The sequence below is a fragment of the Synechococcus sp. PCC 6716 genome (assembly GCF_022570815.1).
Classification (GTDB): Bacteria; Cyanobacteriota; Cyanobacteriia; order Thermosynechococcales; family Thermosynechococcaceae; genus Thermosynechococcus; species Thermosynechococcus lividus.
The window spans coordinates 70,918-88,268 of sequence record NZ_JAKLTU010000008.1 but is presented as its reverse complement, the minus strand read 5'-3'; the positions used below and the strand labels follow the sequence as shown (position 1 = coordinate 88,268).

The following is a 17,351-nucleotide window of genomic DNA, read 5'->3' as shown; positions in this document are numbered from 1 at the left end:
CGCACCTGTGACCTGCATTTAGCCTGACTCAGGAAAACCCATAGATGAAACCTTGGGTACAGGAGCTTGAATCAGCAATTGACCATCGCTAAGGCGATCGGCAACCAATGGTACGATCGCTCTACACACATCATTCATTCCAAGTATCGTTCATGAGCGCCCCCCTCACCATCGACTCTGTACTCGCTGTTTTGCGCCCTGTGGAAGACCCAGAGCTGCGGCGATCCCTTGTGGAACTGAATATGATCCGCGATGTACAGATCACGGATGGTCGGGTGCAGTTTACCCTTGTCCTCACAACTCCTGCGTGCCCACTGCGGGAGTTTATTGTGGAAGACTGCAAAAAAGCCGTGTTCACCTTGCCAGGGGTCATGGCGGTAGATGTGACGGTTACAGCAGAAACGCCTCAGCAAAAAAGCCTACCGGATCGTACCGATGTGACAGGGGTGAAAAACATTATTGCCGTCTCCAGTGGCAAAGGGGGGGTGGGCAAAAGCACCGTTGCGGTTAATTTGGCGGTGGCCTTGGCGCAAGCCGGCGCTAAGGTAGGCATTATTGATGCCGATATTTATGGCCCCAACGTCCCCACCATGCTAGGCCTCGAAAATGCCATTGTCGAAGTCCGTAAGGAGGCCAGCGGTGATGTGTTGCTCCCTCCAGTGGCCCATGGCCTCAAAGTAGTCTCCATGGCCTTTTTAATTGATCGCGATCAGCCAGTGATCTGGCGTGGCCCCATGCTTAACGGCATTATTCGCCAATTCCTTTACCAGAGTGATTGGGGGAACCTCGACTATCTCATCGTCGATTTACCCCCTGGTACCGGCGATGCCCAGCTCACCCTTGCCCAAGCGGTACCCATGGCCGGTGTGGTCATTGTCACAACCCCTCAAACCGTCGCCTTAGGCGATGCCCGCCGCGGCCTACGCATGTTTCAGCAGTTAGGGGTCGCGGTGCTGGGGCTGGTGGAAAACATGAGCTATTTTATTCCGCCGGACCTACCCAATCGGCGCTACGATATTTTTGGCACCGGTGGCGGAGATGCCCTTGCCGCTGAACTGGGCGTGCCTCTCCTAGGCCAAGTTCCCCTTGAACTAACGGTGCGCGAAGGCGGGGATGTTGGCCTGCCGATTCTAATCAACCATCCCGACTCTGCCTCAGCCCAAGCCCTACGGGCGATCGCCCAGCAGGTGGCAGCACGAGTCTCGGTCGCCGCCCTCAGTGCAGTGGGATGAAGGCAAAAAAGTTAAAAAATGCCAATTTTTGGTGGGCTGCGCTGCTGTGTTTGGGGCTGGATCGCCTCACCAAGGCTTGGGTTGTTGCCAATTACGCCCTAACAGTCCCGCCGCAAACAACCCCCATCCTCCCCGGCATCGTTCACATTACCTACGTCACCAATACAGGGGCTGCCTTTAGCCTGTTTGCCAATGGGAGCCTCTGGCTGCGCTGGTTATCGCTGCTAGTTAGTTTACTTCTCATCGCGTGGGCTATCTGGGGGCCTCACCTCAACCGCTGGCAGCAGGTGGGCTACGGTTGCTTACTGGGCGGTGCCCTCGGCAATGGAATTGATCGCTTCTTAACTGGTGAGGTGGTGGACTTTTTAGACTTGCGCTGGATTCAGTTTCCGGTGTTCAATATTGCCGACATTGCCATCAATATCGGTATTCTCTGCCTACTGTGGTCCGCATGGCGACAATCATGAATAACTTTGAAGGTTTCAACGAGTACTGTAGCCACTACTCACCACAAATGTTGTATTGTTATCACTCAACTGCGGAAAACCAGGGGGTGGGCAATGGTTAAATTGGCCAAAGTAGGCATCCAAGGGGGGTGGCAAGGGTGGTAACGTGACTTGGGTGTCACCCTTGGCAATGTCTGGCCAGAGAGTCGAGAGCGGCTTGGCTAAGGCAGTCGCTTGCCCTTCAGGGAGGTTAAAGGGCGGTAGCATTAAAAACCGTGCCATAAACCCAGCCCCCCGTTGCAGCATCCACTCGCGTGACTGTGCAGCCAAATTGGGATAGGCTGCTAAGGATTCAATACAGAAGGATTCCACCTGTACCTGCCATTGACCATGCTCGGTTTCGGTTAAGGTGAGGCGGCGGTAGGGGTGGGGGTAACTGACCAAGGCACCCGTTGTCAGGTCAAACACACCATCAGCATAGGCAATATCCTGAATGTGCAGGTGGCCGGTTAACACCAGTGAGACACCGGCGGTTTGCAGAAGGGTGTGTAGGGCTAGGCGGTTCTTGAGGAGGKATCGCTGCCCCATTGGACTTTGGCTTTGTTGCGGCCAATGCTCTAAGAGGTTATGGTGCACCATCACCAGCCGTAAGCCAGCAAAGGGCTGAGCCAACAGTTCCTGAAGCCATTGAAGTTGCTGGCAATCTAACTCGCCCAGTTGCTGACCTGTAGGACTAAACTGGTTCGAGTTTAAGGCAACGAGTTGTACGTTTTTGCTAAGGTGGGTGACGTAATAGTGTGTGCTTCTCTGGCCGTACCCTGCATGGGCATAATACTGGGGAAACTCAGCCCAGCCAATGCGGCCTGCGCTCGCCACAGGTCGGGGAACATCATGATTGCCCGGAATCACATAGGCGGGAATGGGCAGGGTTCGTAAGTATGCCTGCAACCACTGATGATTAGCCACCTCGCCATCTCGGGTGAGGTCTCCCGGCAGGAGCAGCGCGTCTATACCGCGCTCTAGCAAATCAGTAACGGCGGCTTCAAACGCTGGAATACTGATGGTGTAAAGAAAGAGGGGGAGGTGATCTGTCGGAATGGTCTCCGGCAAGGCAATGTGTGGGTCGCTAATGATACCGAGGCGCAATACCATCCCCACTCCTAGTGACGAAAGTGTCGCTGACCGGTAAAGACCATGGCAATACCGGCTTCATTGGCCGCTTGAATGGAGTCGTGATCCCGCAAGCTACCGCCAGGTTGAATAATGGCGGCAATCCCTGCTAAGGCCGCTGCCTGTACGGAGTCGGCAAAGGGGAAAAAGCCATCACTAGCTAGCACTCCCCCCCGCGCTGCCTCGCCCGCATCGGCAAGGGCAATTTGCACGGCTCCCACCCGATTGGTTTGGCCGGCGCCAATGCCTTGGGTTTGGCGATCGCGACTCACCACAATGGCATTGGACTTCACATGCTTGACCACCTTCCAAGCAAAGAGGAGTTCCGCCATCAGTTCCGGGGTTGGTTCCGCTGCTGTCATGACCTGCCATGTGTCTGGTTCAATAGGCATCGGGCGAATATCTTGGACTAAAAATCCGCCAGCAATGGTTTGAATGGCTGTTTCCGGTGCCTCAGTCAGATCGCTGAGGGTCAGTACCCGTAGCTTGGGCTTTGTTTTTAGGATGGGGAGTGCCTCTGGCTCACACCCAGGAGCTACAACGCATTCTAAGAAGGTACCGGTAAGGGCTTTGGCGGTGGCGGCATCAATGGGTTGGTTGAGAGCCACAATGCCGCCAAAGGCAGAGACACTATCGGCAGCAAAGGCACGCTCATAGGCCTCAAGGAGGGTGTTCCCCTCCGCAACCCCACAGGGGTTGGTGTGTTTGATGATCGCCACTGCTGGGGTATTGGTCTGGGTAAATTCGCTAATGATGGCGCGGGCGGCTTCAAGGTCAAGGAGGTTGTTATAGCTGAGTTCTTTTCCTTGGCATAGCTCGGCGGCAGACCAGCCCCTAGGTGCTGTGCCAGTCATATACCATGCGGCGACTTGGTGTGGGTTTTCGCCATAGCGCAGCACTTGTTTTTGTTGGCCACTGAGATGAAAGACGGCTGGTAGATGAATTCCCTTAGAAGGTGGCATGGCAATTTGCTGCAAGTAGGTGGCGATCGCCTGATCGTAGCTGGCCGTAAGCACAAAGGCACGTTGGGCACACTCTAAGCGATACTCCAGTCGGGGCTGCTTGTACAGGCGTAATTCGTGAAGATAGCTGTCGTACTGACTCGGGTGGACTAACACCGTGGTGTGAGCATGGTTTTTGGCCGCTGCTCGTACTAGGGTAGGCCCGCCAATATCAATTTGCTCGATCGCCTCTGCTACTGTAATGTTGGGCTGCGCAATGGTCTCAGCAAAGGGATAGAGATTCACCACGACCAAATCAATGGGGTCAATCCCGTGCTCAGCCAGATCTGCTAAATCCTCGGGGCGATCGCGGCGAGCGAGGATACCACCATGAATTTTAGGATGAAGGGTTTTAACCCGCCCCCCCAAGATTTCTGGGGCAGCGGTGTACTCGGCAACGGCGGTCACGGGGATACCCGCCGCCGCTAGAGTTTTTGCAGTGCCCCCACTGCTGAGGAGCGTAAAGCCAAACTCCTGTACCAATGCCGCAGCAAAGTCCGTCACTCCAGTTTTATCACTGGTGCTGAGTAAGGCAATGCGCCCCACGCCGTGTCCCTCCAATGGCAACGTCTAGACAATTCATCCTAGCGGAACATGCTGCTGACAGAGCTATCTTCATGGACACGCCAAATCGTTTCCCCAAGAATACTGGCCACCGACAGCACCGTTAATTGCTCAAACCGCTGAGTTTCTGGTACCGGAATTGTATTGGTGACAATGACTTCCTCAAAATCGCCCCCCTGCAATCGTTCAATGGCTGGTGGCGAAAATACTGCGTGGGTCGCACAGGCATACACCTCCTTTGCTCCCTCCCGTCGCAGTAGCCGTGCCCCTTCCAAAATGGTGCCCGCCGTATCAATCATGTCATCTACCAGTATTGCGGTTTTCCCCTTAACATCCCCAACCACATTCATCACTTCGGCCACATTATGGGATTGGCGACGCTTGTCAATAATGGCTAGGGGGGCATCGTCCAGCTTGTTAGCAAAGGCACGGGCACGAGCCACCCCGCCCACATCCGGTGAGACCACCACAATGTCTTCGAGGTTTTTACTGCGCAGGTAATCTAAGATCACTGGCGAGCCATATACATGATCCACCGGAATATCAAAATAGCCTTGAATTTGTGCCGAGTGCAGATCCATTGCTAAAACGCGACTTGCCCCTGCTTGGGTAATCAGGTTGGCCACCAACTTGGCCGTAATGGACTCACGCCCAGCGGTTTTGCGATCGGCTCGGGCATAGCCATAGTAAGGAATGACCGCGGTGACTTGTCGTGCCGACGCACGGCGGCAGGCATCCACCATGATCAATAGTTCCATGAGATGGTCGTTCACCGGATGGCAGCAGGGCTGAATGAGGTACACATCACAGCCGCGAATGGATTCCTGAATCTGCACATACAGCTCGCCATCCGCAAATCGCTTCCGTACCATTGGGCCTAAGTCAATGCCAAGGTAGCGGGCAATTTCTTGAGCGAGGGGAATGTTGGCAGAACCAGCGAAAAGCTTTAGGCGACTGTGGTCGGCAATGTAAGAGGGAGTTGTAACGGGCAGTGGAACAGTGCGAATCACAGCATCTCCCCAAGATGGCGTGCATTTTATGTGATCTTATCATTTTCGATTTCGAGCGCGTCCCCCCTAAGATTGAATTTATGACAGCATTCGTTTGGGGAGCATAACATTTGCAGCAGCGGCGATCGCAATTCCCCCAAATGGGGGATGTTTTCCACGGCTCAACACTAGCAGCATGGCTGTTTCTGTTGCCTGCTGTGGGTCTTCTGACGCTCTTTGTCTTTGCGCCAATTGTGTACGTTATCTATTTGAGTTTTACCAGTGGCAGCTTGACTCAAGGGGGTATGGCTTGGGTCGGTGGGCAAAACTATCAACGGCTCTTCCAAAGTCCCGATTTTTGGCAAGTTGTGGGCAATACCCTGTACTTTACAGGGGCGACAGTGCTGCCTACCATCTTGATGCCGCTGGCCTTAGCCGTGGGGCTGAATCAGACAGTCTTTGGCCGCAGTCTTTTACGCACTGCTTACTTTTTGCCGACAGTGACCTCGATTGTGGCCGCTGGCTTGGGTTTTCGCTGGTTGTTTCAAACCGATGGGTTAGTCAATCATCTTCTTGCGGCGCTGGGAATGCCGGCGATTGCATGGCTCAGTGATCCAAGCTGGGCAATGCCGGTGCTCATTCTCCTGAGTAGTTGGAAACAACTGGGCTTTAACCTTGTTGTATTTTTAGCAGGCTTGCAAACCATCCCCGGCGATCGCTACGAAGCCGCCCTTTTAGATGGTGCCAACCCATGGCAACAATTTCGTTACATTACCCTACCGGGGTTGCAGCCAACCCTCATCCTTGTTTTGGTGACCACCACCATCTTTACCCTGCGTAGCTTTGAGCAAGTCTATGTCGTAACCGGTGGCGGCCCCCTGAATACAACAAACCTGTTGGTATTTTATATTTACCAACAGGCTTTTGCGTTCTTTGACATTGGCTATGCGGCCGCCGCAGCTACAGTGCTTTTGGTCGTCACCCTTGGCTTGACGTGGTTGCAGCTACGCGCCCGCCAAGACCCTCACTCCTAGAGTGAGGAGCCTAACCCTGCGTAGGCACCATAGAAAAATAGGCCAACAATGACAATGACCCCCATTCCGGCCACTGTGGCAACGACCCACAGGGGAATGCGCCCACCTTCAGACATTGTGACGTCCTCCTAAGCGATAAATGATGATCACGATCTAATGAATTAGTTAGTTAAAGAAATAGCTAGAAAACAATAGTGCTAAGACAAACACCAGCAGCAGCCCTAAGTATAGGGATGTGCGGTTCAGTTCAACCGGTTGACGATTTGGGTTCGGTTCCATGGGAGCACCTTCTGCTAACGTTGAATGAATTGCATGGCCGCGATCGCCCCCAAAAAGAAAATGGTGGGCACGGCCAAGGTGTGAACGGCCAACCAGCGGACCGTAAAAATAGGATAGGAAACAGGTTCTTGGTTCGGTGTATTACTGGTCATAGCAATCCTACTTTAATTGTTGTAAAAATGTTTCAACTTGTTGTTTGCTTTCAAAGCGGTCAGTAACGAGGGGAATCGTCCGCTGCTCTTGGGCAAAGTAGCTATCGGGGCGCGGCGTTCCAAACACATCGTAGGCCAAACCGGTGCTGACAAACAGCCAGCCAGCAATAAACAGTGCCGGAATAGTGATGCTATGAATCACCCAATAGCGGACGCTTGTAATAATGTCGGAAAATGGTCGTTCTCCTGTCGTTCCAGCCACGTTGAGATGCCTCCAAAGTGTCAAAAAAGCAAATGGTACTATCCATGATACGCAAGTAAGGGAATCCTCACAATCGGATCTTTTTACCCTCATGCCTAAGCTAACCCAAACTCTTGTAGAGCAGGCCAAAAATTACGATTTTCATGGCCAGGTTGGCTCAGTTTCACGAGGGCAAAGCGTTGTAAATCAGTCAGCGCCGCCCATTTTTCTGTTGTGAGGGTGTGGTGACTGACGGTTGTCAACTGCTGCTGTACGGTATTGGGAATTTCACTAGTGACCTGCCACACAAAGGTGTCAGGCACCTCCAGATCATTGGGGGGAGCACCATGGCTTTGGGTAACCCACTCCCGCAGTTGCTCTCGATAGTGTTCCTTTTCTGCAGGGCGATCGCAGGGTGTGCTAACCAGCCATTGCCGCTGTTCGTGGGATAGCTGATGCCAGTGAATTAGCTTGAGCTTCACGCCACAGAGATCGAGCTTGTAGCGAACAATCATGGGAATACATCGCAAGGAGGCAGTAAACTCGGCCTCAAAATCAAAGAAGCAAGACATTACCAGACGCTCTCGATAAAAACCGATCTTCTCCCCCAAGGCAGGGGATTCCTAAAACTCACGCTTTAGGGTGCTGATTGTTTCCATTATCACGCCCCAGTGGTGCCTAGGAGGGTACGCATCGCCTGACGGATCACCGCTGCATCGACTGGGGGTTGCCATGGATTTCCGGCGCGGTGCCTCTATCAAGGGTTTGATTGAGTACATCAGGAATCAAGAAAAGCCGTCCTGAAGGACGGGGCTTGCATCGCAATGGGTTTGGTCACCTCGGCGATCGCGGTAACCTCCGCAGCAGTGTCCTCTCGAATCACCATAGGACGACTCATCAGAGCACCAAGCAGCTAGCACGACGTATCCTTGCGACGTTTGGGGGAGTGCCTGTACCAACGGGGAGCTAAATATCAAAGCGATAGCGCACAGCTCCAGTTTCTGGATCGTTAAACACGGTTGCGTAGCCTACTCGCTGTGCTTCGAATAATAGCTCTTCAATCGTTTGGGCATCAAGTTGGGTATATAGGGCTGCTTGGGCAGCAGAGAGCACTCCACCATGATCTTTAGCGGCTTGGAGAAGACGGAGCATTGGGCTAGGGGTGTCTTCGGTGAGCCACTCCTGCGACCGGAGATAGCGTCCCCGCAAGTACGTATTGCGGTGAGCAACCATACCCGGAATTAAAACTAAGTCTAAGAACTGCCCAACGCCACAAAAGCCAAAGGTGATTAAGTACAAAACACCCATAATTGGCTGGCCGACGTAAAACCGCTGGATGCCACAGAGACCAAATAAACTCAAGCACCACAGGAGATAGGCAACCCATACCTTCAAGAAGTGAGGCTGGGGCACCCCTTGACTTGATTGCGGTGTGTTTTGGTAGTGCAGTGTTTGCGGCATTTTTACGTCACTGATGCATCCATAAACTATCTTAACGACTTAGCTAAATCGGCGGGAAGTTCCGTACTGTATGTGTGAATTGTGTTTACTCAACGAAGATGAGTGTCGGGGGTAGGTGACACCGGACATCCCCATCCTCAGAACAGAAGCCGGATCAACGGCTGCGCTCCATTTCAAGACGATAGCGATTTTTCTTTGTAGTTTGAATCTCTTGGATCACGAGTCTGCCTTTACCTCGAATGGTGATGAGGTCGTTCACTTTGACGGCATACCGGGGGTGCTGCACAACGTGCCAGTTGACGCGCACCATACCACTGCTAATCCATTCACTTATTTTGCTACGGGAGAGGCCAAATCCGGCTGAGGCAACGGCATCGAGGCGCATCAAATGGCAATAGGCGGGTTCATAGAGGGGGGTCAAGACGTTGTAGTTGTTCGGCATAGCGAATAGCAGAGCGAACTTTGCTATCGCTAGAAAGGAGGCTGATCAGCCAACCATGCCTTGTTCCTCTGCCAAGTAACCTGCCCAAGGTGGCACTGGCGTCCCGTTCGGATACATGGCGATGGTTGAGGTGCACAAGTCCTTCAATACCTGCACACCTATAAAATTCCCGAGGTGGATTGTCGAGCAGCCTTTGTTGAGCGCTATGGCGATCGCCCTGTTGCGGCACACGTTTCCTAGTCTAAGAAGGCTAAGAACCTGAACTAGGGCAATCGGGTTTGAGCGCGGTCGCGGCAATGAGAATGCCAAGGACAGCCAGTGCCGCCATCAGGTAAAAAAGCGGTGTGTAGCTGCCTAGCGCATCCCGCAGTTGGCCACTAACTAAGGTTCCTAGCAGTGCTCCAACCCCATAGGCAGTAAAGACTAAGCCATAATTTTTGGCGTAGTCTGCAGGGTTAAAAAGGCGCAGTGTAAAGGTTGGTGCCATGGCTAGCCACGCTCCTAAAGAAAACCATAGCAACGAAAAAGCGCTCCAAAACAACCATTGATGCCCCGTCTCGGCGCGAGTCATCATCACAGAGGCGGCTAACGTACAACCAAAAGTAACCATAGCTACATAGCTAGGGCGAAAGTGATCCGCCAGCCACCCCATCAAGGGACGGCTAAGACCGTTAAACACAGCGAACAGCGATACACTGGCAGCGGCTGCCGTTGGGCTTAACCCAATTACTTCTTGGGCGATCGCCCCAGAAATGCCAATACTGCTAAGGCCAATAAAAGTTCCCAAGGCATAGCAACTCCATAATCCGTAGAAAGACGGACTTTTGAGCACCCGTGTGGGGTAGGAAGTCTCAACAGCAGTTGCATAAGCTGGGGCTACGCGTCCTTGCCATGCAGGCGGTGGAAACACCATCCAGAGGGCACAAACAGCAATAATGAGACCAAAGATTACCCCAAGAAGCTGGAGGGCAGTGCGAACGCCGAGTGCTTGAATCAGGCTATTGGCCAAGGGAGCCGTAATCAGAGGAGATAAGCCAAACCCCACAATGGTTGACCCCACCGCTAACCCCTTGCGATCTGGGCACCATGCAGCCACCACTGCCATGGGCACCCCATAGACGATACCCACGCCTGTACCTGCAATCACCCCATAGCTAAGGGTCAGCGTGAGGGCTGAGTTGGCCACACTGGCACCAACATATCCAAGCGCCACCAAGATGCCGCCAATAAGCGTAATGACACGACTTCCCCATCGAAGTAAATAACAACCGGTAATGGGCATAAAGGTGGCATAAAACACTAGGGTAGTGGCGTAAGGTAATAAACTGGCAGTCGTATTCAGTTGTAGTTCCTGAGCTAGGGGTGCACGGAAAATGCTCCAGCTATAGACAGTGCCCAGACACAGCAGGATTAGCATCCCCATGGGAATTAGGAACCAGCGACCCCGTTGCGCAGGCAGGCCAAAAAGTTTCACAGAAGACATTGACACCTCACAAAAGAACAAGCTGAAACTCTCCCACTTTAGTTCCAGGAGGAAAGCTCTTTGGTCAACTTTAGTTGTGTTTAGTTGTGCGCTGGAACTGCCAACAACAGAAACCGCCTAGCGTTGCTGAATAGACGTATGACTTTCGGGTTTGAGTCTTTTGCCGCCCTCACCCTAGCCCTCTCCCAAAGGAGAGGGAACAAGACTCTTAGCTTCCTTTTCCCTGGGGAGAAGGGTTGGGGATGAGGGAATTCATAGCTACATTCAGCAGCACCCTTCCGATTATGCTGGCCTACAACCTCTATAACTATTTGGTATTCCGTGGCTAGGTGGTTGCCTAGAGGCCTCTCCCAATTTGGTAAGCTAGGGAATGCCCTTTAAGACCCACTGATGCTATGGCCACTTCCACTAGCTTTGATCTCGATGCCCTCAATCAACAGTTCGAGGGCGCACACCCCCGTGACATTCTGGCTTGGGCTGTGGCGGCCATTCCCCAGGGATTGGTACAAACCAGTGCGTTTAATGTCGATGATGTCATGATCACAGACTTGCTGTACCGCGAGTTGCAGCCTMCCCCCGCCGTGCCTGTGCTCTTTTTAGATACGCTCCACCACTTTCCGGAAACCCTTGAGTTTGTCCAAAAAGCTAAGGACACCTACCAGCTTGACCTGCATACCTACAAAATTCGCGAGGTGGATAGTCGAGCAGCCTTTGCTGAGCGCTATGGCGATCGCCTGTGGGAAACCAATGTAGAGCAATTCCATTACCTAACAAAAATTGAACCTTTGCAGCGGGGCCTAGCTGAACTGAACACCGTTGCTTGGATTACCGGGCGGCGGCGCGATCAGGCCGTGACCCGGGCTGACATGCCCTACGTGGAACGGGATAAAGACGGTCGCCTCAAAATCAATCCATTGGCCGCTTGGACACGCAAGCAAACTTGGGCTTACGTGGCAGAGCACCATGTCATCTACAATCCTCTGCATGATCGTGGCTATGCCAGTATTGGCGATGAACCCTTAACCACACCGGTGGGGGAAGGGGAAGACGAGCGCGCTGGCCGCTGGCGCGGCATGGGCAAAACGGAGTGTGGTATTCACCTCTAGCCCTATGTACTTTCAGGATATTATTGCTACCCTGCATCAATTTTGGGCAGCTCAGGGATGCCTGATTGTGCAGCCCTACGATGTGGAAAAAGGGGCGGGCACCAAAAGCCCCCACACATTTCTGCGCGCCCTTGGCCCTGAGCCGTGGTCGGTGGCTTACGTTGAACCCTGCCGACGACCGGCAGATGGTCGCTATGGCCAAAATCCTAACCGCTATCAGTACTACTATCAGTACCAAGTGCTGATTAAACCTTCTCCCGATCGCATCCAAGAGATCTATTTAGACTCCCTGCGCGCCCTTGGTATTCGCCCGGAAGATCACGATATTCGCTTTGTGGAAGACAACTGGGAAGATGCGGCAGTTGGCGCGTGGGGGGTGGGCTGGGAGGTGTGGCTAGACGGCATGGAAGTGACCCAGTTTACCTATTTTCAGCAGTGTGGCGGCCTCGATTGTCGGCCGGTTTCCATTGAAATTACCTACGGGCTGGAACGGTTGACAATGTACCTGCAGGAGGTGGATGCGATCGCCGACATTCGCTGGAATGAAACCCTCACCTATGGTGATGTTCATCTCCAGGGGGAAATTGAACAGTCCACCTATAACTTTGAAGCGGCGGATCCGGAACGCCTATTTGCGCTATTTAGTCTTTACCAGCAGGAGGCAGAGCAATTACTGGACAAGCAGTTGGTGCTACCGAGCCTAGACTACGTGCTGAAGTGTTCCCATACCTTTAACCTCTTAGATGCTCGGGGGGTGATTTCGGTGGCGGAACGCACCCGCTATATTGGCCGTATTCGTAGTTTGGCGCGACGGGTTGCCCAAGCCTATGTTCAACAACGGGAGGCCTTAGGATTTCCACTGCTCAGACAGGCTGCCGCCGCTTAACCTGCTCAGGAGAGACTCCCATGGGTCAATCGTTGCTGCGCTGGCACCCCCTAGGGCTGTGTGCCTGTTTAGTTGTGCTTTTACCGGCTTTGGCGGCGGATGTACCCCGCTTTTTGAGTCCGCGCCAGTTTTGGGGGCAGTTAGTGTATCGAGTCACCCCCCTCAAACCTGAGAAAGTGGTGGCGCTCACCTTTGATGATGGTCCGTGGGGCGACTCCACCCGCAAGCTGCTCAGCATTCTCAAAGAGCATAATGTCAAAGCCACGTTTTTTGTGGTGGGTAAGCATTTACTGATGTATCCTGATCTGACTGCGGAGATTGTCAAGGCGGGGCATGCGGTGGGCAACCACAGTTGGAGCCACGCCTACACCCCTGTTGCTCCAGAGGTGGCAAAACAGGAAATTGAAAATACCTCTGCCCTAATTGCTAAACAAAGTACCGCCCAAACCCGTTTATTTCGCCCTCCGGGGGGGCATCTGGAAACGGGGTTAGTGGCCTATGCCAAATCCAAGAACTATGCCATCATCATGTGGTCAGTGGATACCCACGATACTAAGCCGAATACAACCGCCGCACAGATTGTTGAGCGCACCCTAAACGACGTGAAACCTGGTGCCATTATTTTGCTCCATGATGGCGGGGGCGATCGCGCCGTTACCCGTGCAGCTCTCCCCACCCTGATTCGCCGCCTCAAAGCGCAGGGCTATCGCTTTGTCACGGTGCCGGAACTGCTGGAATTAGCTGTTAAAGCGCCGCCACCTCCCCCTCAACCGACAGTCCCGCCGGAGTTCAGCCCCCCATTGCCCCAAAAGCCACCCCCAGATCCGGCGGTTAGTGAAAATCCACCGACCCAGACCCCACCTGTTACCCCCTAGGGAGAGGATTGCTTGATACTCCCCATGCCTAAAGGCAGGGAATTCTTGAGCGAGTCCACAAAGAAACCCTCAAAGGCCTTATCCATGCACCCCTACCAACTCCCCTAAGACATACTCCCAAGGTTGTTGCTACTTTTCTGAGGATGTTAGCCGCTCCATTACAGTCGGCATTGATATACAGGTTTTGACCAGTCCTATACAACCCTCTCTTAACTCTTTTGCCTGATGCACTCCACGTTTGCCGACATGACGACACACCGGGCTAGTTTCACAGCCCAGTCCTTACGCTGACGTTGGACTGTTCGGTGTTTTCTTCCCAGTCTAAGCCTTGCTTTGGCTCGATTTTTTGACCCCTCTTGTTTGCGAGATAGACGGCGTTGTTCCCGTTTTGCCCTTCACTTTTTGCTTGCAGTTGTTACAGAAGCGAGAAATCGCTGACCACGCTCATTCGGCCAGCGAGTTGAGTTTTTTCGCCTAAGGATACTCTTTGGCTAAAACTCGGCAGTATTTGTTGAGGTCAGCCGTGCGTTTGCCTTGCCCGTCCATCCAGTAGCGAAGCGCTTTGTTGCGAACAAAAAGACCCGTCCGCAGCGCTTGATCGAGCTGCTGATACTGGTCTTGAGTTCCTTGCAACTTGGCGTTGCAGACGAGCATTTTATCTACCCAAATCTGGGATAGTTGTACCACAAGTTGATTGATCGTCTCAGGGAGATTGACTCCCCCAAACCCCCACATGCTGATAATGGTGGCTAAAGCCACTATCGACTTATCTCCATAGCTAAAGCTAGGGGCTTGCGTCTCGTTTTTCGGTCACTACGTTCCCACGGAGGAACGGCAAACCACCCTCGATTGTTAGCCCCGGGTGCAGGCTTGGCCAAAGGTGCGGCGCGGCATGGGATGCCGAAAGTGAAATAGAAAGGCATTTTGACGCAGATCCCGTGGCTCGGGGGCACGCTCCCAAAGGGTTTCATAAAAGAAAAAGGAAACGCCAAAGCCTGACTGTTGAGCTGCCTCCACCTTCGCATCCACCAGTTGAATGGGGACGGGGTTCGTGCGCAACCCCGTAAGCACGCCCACCGCCGTGGGAATTTTCGCCTGTGCTTGGAGCAGTTCCGGTCGAGCCAGTTGCTGGACAAAGCTCGGGAGATTGTAACGATAGACTTGTACTACTACTTCATCGGGAATCCCTTGAGCAACCCACTGCGGCCAGTCCTGTAGAAAACTCTGGTAAGCCGTAGGCAAGGTGGTGGGCGATACTGAGAAAATGGCATAGGGAAACTCCTGCTTCACTCGCTGGCGCAGGCTTTTGACAAAGGCGGTGAGTTTATCGGCACGCCAGCGCATCCATGCCTCATCGCGGGGGTTTGCTGGGACTGGTTTTTTAGTTTCCTGTTCGTAGAGACGGCGGGTGTAGGCATCATAGCCGAATTCCGTCGGCAGACTCAGGTGATCGTCAAACTGAATACCATCCACAGGGTACTGACGCAACACCTCTAGGACAATATTGGTGAGAAATGACTGCACTTCAGGATGTAGTGGGTTGAGCCAAGCCACCTCCCCTGCAGCAGTGAGGCGGGTGGTCTCGCCATTGACCCCTTGGGTCAGCCAATCGGGGTGGGCGATCGCCAGCTCTGAGGTTTCCGGCACCATGAAGCCAAATTCAAACCACGGAATCACTAAGAGATTGCGGCAATGGGCTTGTTCTGTGAGTTCCCGAAGAATGTCGTAGCCCTGTACCCCTTGCAGCACAAAGGGTTGAATCCCTAAATGAGTGGCCGTTGCGCTTGGAAAGCTGACATAGCCGGAATTCCAAACCACTGGATAGAGGGTATTAAAATTCAGGCGTTGCAAATCGTTGAGCGCCGCTTCGAGACGGGGGCGATCGCGCAACATGGGCATATCGTTGGCGGTTAACCACACGCCACGAATTGGTGCCATGCCCTGAGCCTGTAGGGGGAGGAGCCTCCAGCACAGACCAAGGCAAAGCAGACAGAGGAACAGCCAAAGCCGATAGTGACGACGCACCATAGGGTTACAGCGCAAGGGGGCGTAGCTGCCCTGCCTCCAGTGCCATGATTTGGGTGCAAACGCTCTGCAAGAAGGGGACATCGTGACTGATAATCATTCCTGGTGTCTCATTCTGCTGCAAAAAGGCTGTTAGGGCTTGACAACTCCGACGATCTAAAAAGGCGGTGGGTTCATCGTACAAGATGACGTGGGGGCGCATGGCCAATATACCGGCGATCGCCACCATCCGTTTTTCGCCACCCGAGAGTTGATGGGGCACGCGCTGCGCTAAATGAGTGGTCTGGGTAGCCGCTAATGCCTCTGCAACCTGCCTGTGCACCGCTGCTGGAGGGACACCTAAGTTTTGCGGACCAAAGGCCACATCCTCCGCCACGGTTGCACCAATGAGTTGATCCGCAGGATTTTGCAGCACCACCCCCAACTGTGGCTGAAATTGACCGGCAACGACAGGATGGCCGCAACAGTGAATACTTCCCTGCTGCGGGGACAGCACCCCCGCACACAGCAGCAACAGGGTTGTTTTACCGCAGCCATTATCGCCAATAATCCCGAGGCGATCGCCAGCCGTAATTTGCAAATTCAGCCCTTGCAGCAACGGCTCAGCGGCAGTGTAGGCAAAATGCAAATTCCTGATCTCTAGGAGGGCAGCCACCCGAGTTACCTTGCAATGGGTTTAGAGGGTCAAGGCTTGGGGGTTTGTTTCAATTAGCTTTGCTAAATCCCGTAGAAAGGCCGCCGCATCGGCACCGTAAATCACCCGATGATCACAGGTGATATTCACCTTCATTTGCCGCTTCACCCCCAACAGACCCTCCTCGGTGGCCACGACCGTGGGTTGCGAGGCACCCACCGCCATAATTGCGCCTTGCCCAGGCGTGAGAATGGCATCAAAACTATCAACTCCAAACATCCCTAAGTTAGAGAGGCTGAAGGTACCGCTGTTGTACTCCTCGGGTTGCAGTTGCTTAGCCCGAGCGCGCTCCACAAGGTCTTTCCAAGTGCGCGAAAGGGTATAAATATCAATCTGATCGGCATTTTTCAGCACAGGAGTAATCAAACCGCCACCGGGCATGGCCACCGCCACCGCTACGTTAATGTCCTGCCGGTATTGAATCCCTTGCTCGGTATAGTACGCATTCATAATGGGGTGCTTTTGCAGCGTTAGGGCGATCGCCTTGGCCAAGAGTGCTGTCATCGTCACCCCCTTGGACTTAATCTGCTGGTAGAGCCGATCCAAGGCATCGGTGGTAATGGTGTAAGCCACATGAAAGTCTGGAATCGCCAAGCTGGCAACCATATTCCGCACGACCGCATTTTGCAGTGTGGTCAGGGGCACCAGATCCTCCTTGGCCACCACAGGGGCGGTGGGAGCAGCCATAGGCGATGAGGTCACCGCAGGCGCAACAACGGGTGCAGGTGCTGTACCGATGAGTGCTTCCACATCTGCTGCGGTAATCCGCCCCCTGGGACCTGTGCCCTTCAGGGTTTTCAGATCAATGTTATGCTCTTTCGCCAACTTGCGGGCACGGGGGGAAGCCACAACCCGCGCCGCAGGGACAGTGGCAACCGCTACAGGGGCTGAACTGGTCTGCGGGCTGCCATTACTCACGGCGGCTGCTGTGGGAGTGCTGGCCGGAGTGGCGGAGTGTGCCTTCGCTTTTGCCTCTGCAATTTCCGCTTCTGTTTCCGCCACTAAACCAATTGTGGAGCCAACAGGAGCGGTCTCACCAGCGGGCACTGTAATCACCGCCAAGTAGCCGTCATAGAACGACTCCACATCCATATCAGCCTTGTCAGATTCAACAATTAAGACCGTTTCGCCCTTGGCTACCTTATCGCCCGGGGACTTGAGCCACGAGACAATTTTGCCTTCTGTCATGGTGGAGCTTAAAGCGGGCATAAACAGTTCACGAATCATAGAGGCTGTATCCTTGTTCTTCGGCAATGATGGGTGATGACTCA

21 protein-coding genes and 1 pseudogene are annotated in these 17,351 nt (G+C 53.6%); 6 read left to right on the top strand and 16 right to left on the bottom strand.

Going from position 1 to position 17,351, the window contains the following annotated elements; all coding sequences use genetic code 11:
- The first annotated feature begins 152 nt into the window (after nucleotides 1-152).
- Nucleotides 153-1,232: an Mrp/NBP35 family ATP-binding protein gene (locus tag L5220_RS06275; RefSeq protein WP_499500157.1), complete on the top strand. Its 1,080-nt coding sequence runs from the start codon at nucleotides 153-155 to the stop codon at nucleotides 1,230-1,232.
- Nucleotides 1,229-1,699, top strand: coding sequence for a signal peptidase II (gene lspA, locus L5220_RS06270; protein ID WP_448525401.1), 471 nt, complete (start codon nucleotides 1,229-1,231; stop codon nucleotides 1,697-1,699). The genes L5220_RS06275 and lspA overlap by 4 nt, the downstream gene beginning before the upstream one ends.
- Before the next feature lie 15 nt (nucleotides 1,700-1,714).
- Here the strand turns inward: lspA and L5220_RS06265 are convergent, their stop codons facing one another.
- The 3 genes from L5220_RS06265 to L5220_RS06255 are packed head-to-tail and all read right to left on the bottom strand — an operon-like array spanning nucleotide 1,715 to nucleotide 5,423.
- A complete protein-coding gene (locus L5220_RS06265) occupies nucleotides 1,715-2,830 on the bottom strand; it encodes a metallophosphoesterase family protein (protein WP_499572387.1) in 1,116 nt (371 codons plus the stop codon).
- 8 nt (nucleotides 2,831-2,838) lie between these two features.
- Nucleotides 2,839-4,395 (bottom strand): bifunctional phosphoribosylaminoimidazolecarboxamide formyltransferase/IMP cyclohydrolase, encoded by a 1,557-nt coding sequence (gene purH / locus L5220_RS06260; RefSeq protein WP_499572385.1) that lies wholly within the window; start codon nucleotides 4,393-4,395, stop codon nucleotides 2,839-2,841.
- 38 nt (nucleotides 4,396-4,433) lie between these two features.
- On the bottom strand, nucleotides 4,434-5,423 hold the full coding sequence (locus tag L5220_RS06255; protein ID WP_099798821.1) for a ribose-phosphate pyrophosphokinase: 990 nt from the start codon (nucleotides 5,421-5,423) through the stop codon (nucleotides 4,434-4,436).
- Nucleotides 5,424-5,533: 110 nt separating this feature from the next.
- On the opposite strand from L5220_RS06255, the gene L5220_RS06250 reads away from it, so the two are divergent.
- On the top strand, nucleotides 5,534-6,436 hold the full coding sequence (locus L5220_RS06250) for a carbohydrate ABC transporter permease (RefSeq protein WP_227517287.1): 903 nt from the start codon (nucleotides 5,534-5,536) through the stop codon (nucleotides 6,434-6,436).
- Here the strand turns inward: L5220_RS06250 and L5220_RS06245 are convergent.
- The 8 genes from L5220_RS06245 to L5220_RS06210 all read right to left on the bottom strand — a co-directional run bounded on the left by L5220_RS06245 (nucleotide 6,433) and on the right by L5220_RS06210 (nucleotide 10,494).
- On the bottom strand, nucleotides 6,433-6,552 hold the full coding sequence (locus L5220_RS06245; RefSeq protein WP_099798822.1) for a photosystem II reaction center protein J: 120 nt from the start codon (nucleotides 6,550-6,552) through the stop codon (nucleotides 6,433-6,435). The genes L5220_RS06250 and L5220_RS06245 overlap by 4 nt on opposite strands.
- A 49-nt stretch (nucleotides 6,553-6,601) precedes the next feature.
- A complete protein-coding gene (gene psbL / locus L5220_RS06240; protein ID WP_099798823.1) occupies nucleotides 6,602-6,715 on the bottom strand; it encodes a photosystem II reaction center protein PsbL in 114 nt (37 codons plus the stop codon).
- A gap of 14 nt (nucleotides 6,716-6,729) precedes the next feature.
- Nucleotides 6,730-6,867 (bottom strand): cytochrome b559 subunit beta, encoded by a 138-nt coding sequence (gene psbF / locus L5220_RS06235; RefSeq protein WP_099798824.1) that lies wholly within the window; start codon nucleotides 6,865-6,867, stop codon nucleotides 6,730-6,732.
- 7 nt (nucleotides 6,868-6,874) lie between these two features.
- Nucleotides 6,875-7,129: a cytochrome b559 subunit alpha gene (gene psbE / locus L5220_RS06230; RefSeq protein WP_099798825.1), complete on the bottom strand. Its 255-nt coding sequence runs from the start codon at nucleotides 7,127-7,129 to the stop codon at nucleotides 6,875-6,877.
- 95 nt (nucleotides 7,130-7,224) lie between these two features.
- Nucleotides 7,225-7,680: a nitrate reductase associated protein gene (locus L5220_RS06225; protein WP_499572383.1), complete on the bottom strand. Its 456-nt coding sequence runs from the start codon at nucleotides 7,678-7,680 to the stop codon at nucleotides 7,225-7,227.
- A 394-nt stretch (nucleotides 7,681-8,074) separates the two neighbouring features.
- Entirely contained in the window at nucleotides 8,075-8,569 is a 495-nt protein-coding gene (locus L5220_RS06220) for a TM2 domain-containing protein (protein ID WP_099798827.1), read from the bottom strand.
- 154 nt (nucleotides 8,570-8,723) lie between these two features.
- On the bottom strand, nucleotides 8,724-9,011 hold the full coding sequence (locus L5220_RS06215; RefSeq protein WP_499572381.1) for a S4 domain-containing protein: 288 nt from the start codon (nucleotides 9,009-9,011) through the stop codon (nucleotides 8,724-8,726).
- 250 nt (nucleotides 9,012-9,261) lie between these two features.
- Nucleotides 9,262-10,494: an OFA family MFS transporter gene (locus L5220_RS06210; protein WP_499572379.1), complete on the bottom strand. Its 1,233-nt coding sequence runs from the start codon at nucleotides 10,492-10,494 to the stop codon at nucleotides 9,262-9,264.
- A 395-nt stretch (nucleotides 10,495-10,889) separates the two neighbouring features.
- Here L5220_RS06210 and cysH point away from each other — a divergent pair, with 395 nt between their 5' ends.
- The 3 genes from cysH to L5220_RS06195 are packed head-to-tail and all read left to right on the top strand — an operon-like array spanning nucleotide 10,890 to nucleotide 13,361.
- Nucleotides 10,890-11,600: a phosphoadenosine phosphosulfate reductase gene (cysH, locus tag L5220_RS06205; RefSeq protein ID WP_499572377.1), complete on the top strand. Its 711-nt coding sequence runs from the start codon at nucleotides 10,890-10,892 to the stop codon at nucleotides 11,598-11,600.
- A 4-nt stretch (nucleotides 11,601-11,604) separates the two neighbouring features.
- Nucleotides 11,605-12,486: a glycine--tRNA ligase subunit alpha gene (glyQ, locus tag L5220_RS06200; protein ID WP_198405918.1), complete on the top strand. Its 882-nt coding sequence runs from the start codon at nucleotides 11,605-11,607 to the stop codon at nucleotides 12,484-12,486.
- A 20-nt stretch (nucleotides 12,487-12,506) separates the two neighbouring features.
- A complete protein-coding gene (locus L5220_RS06195; protein ID WP_499572375.1) occupies nucleotides 12,507-13,361 on the top strand; it encodes a polysaccharide deacetylase family protein in 855 nt (284 codons plus the stop codon).
- Between the two features lie 209 nt (nucleotides 13,362-13,570).
- On the opposite strand, the pseudogene L5220_RS06190 reads toward L5220_RS06195, so the two are convergent.
- The 5 genes and pseudogenes from L5220_RS06190 to L5220_RS06170 form a co-directional block, all read right to left on the bottom strand.
- Nucleotides 13,571-13,741, bottom strand: a pseudogene (locus tag L5220_RS06190) (transposase); the annotation flags it as partial.
- 94 nt (nucleotides 13,742-13,835) lie between these two features.
- On the bottom strand, nucleotides 13,836-14,120 hold the full coding sequence (locus tag L5220_RS06185) for a hypothetical protein (RefSeq protein ID WP_499572373.1): 285 nt from the start codon (nucleotides 14,118-14,120) through the stop codon (nucleotides 13,836-13,838).
- 93 nt (nucleotides 14,121-14,213) lie between these two features.
- The gene (locus tag L5220_RS06180; RefSeq protein ID WP_499572371.1) at nucleotides 14,214-15,389 is read right to left on the bottom strand and encodes a glycoside hydrolase family 10-like protein; all 1,176 of its coding nucleotides are present in this window, start codon (nucleotides 15,387-15,389) and stop codon (nucleotides 14,214-14,216) included.
- Between the two features lie 4 nt (nucleotides 15,390-15,393).
- Entirely contained in the window at nucleotides 15,394-16,041 is a 648-nt protein-coding gene (locus tag L5220_RS06175) for an energy-coupling factor ABC transporter ATP-binding protein (protein ID WP_099798834.1), read from the bottom strand.
- Nucleotides 16,042-16,062: 21 nt separating this feature from the next.
- Nucleotides 16,063-17,307, bottom strand: a complete 1,245-nt coding sequence (locus tag L5220_RS06170) for a dihydrolipoamide acetyltransferase family protein (protein WP_099798835.1) — start codon at nucleotides 17,305-17,307, stop codon at nucleotides 16,063-16,065.
- Nucleotides 17,308-17,351: the final 44 nt, after the last annotated feature.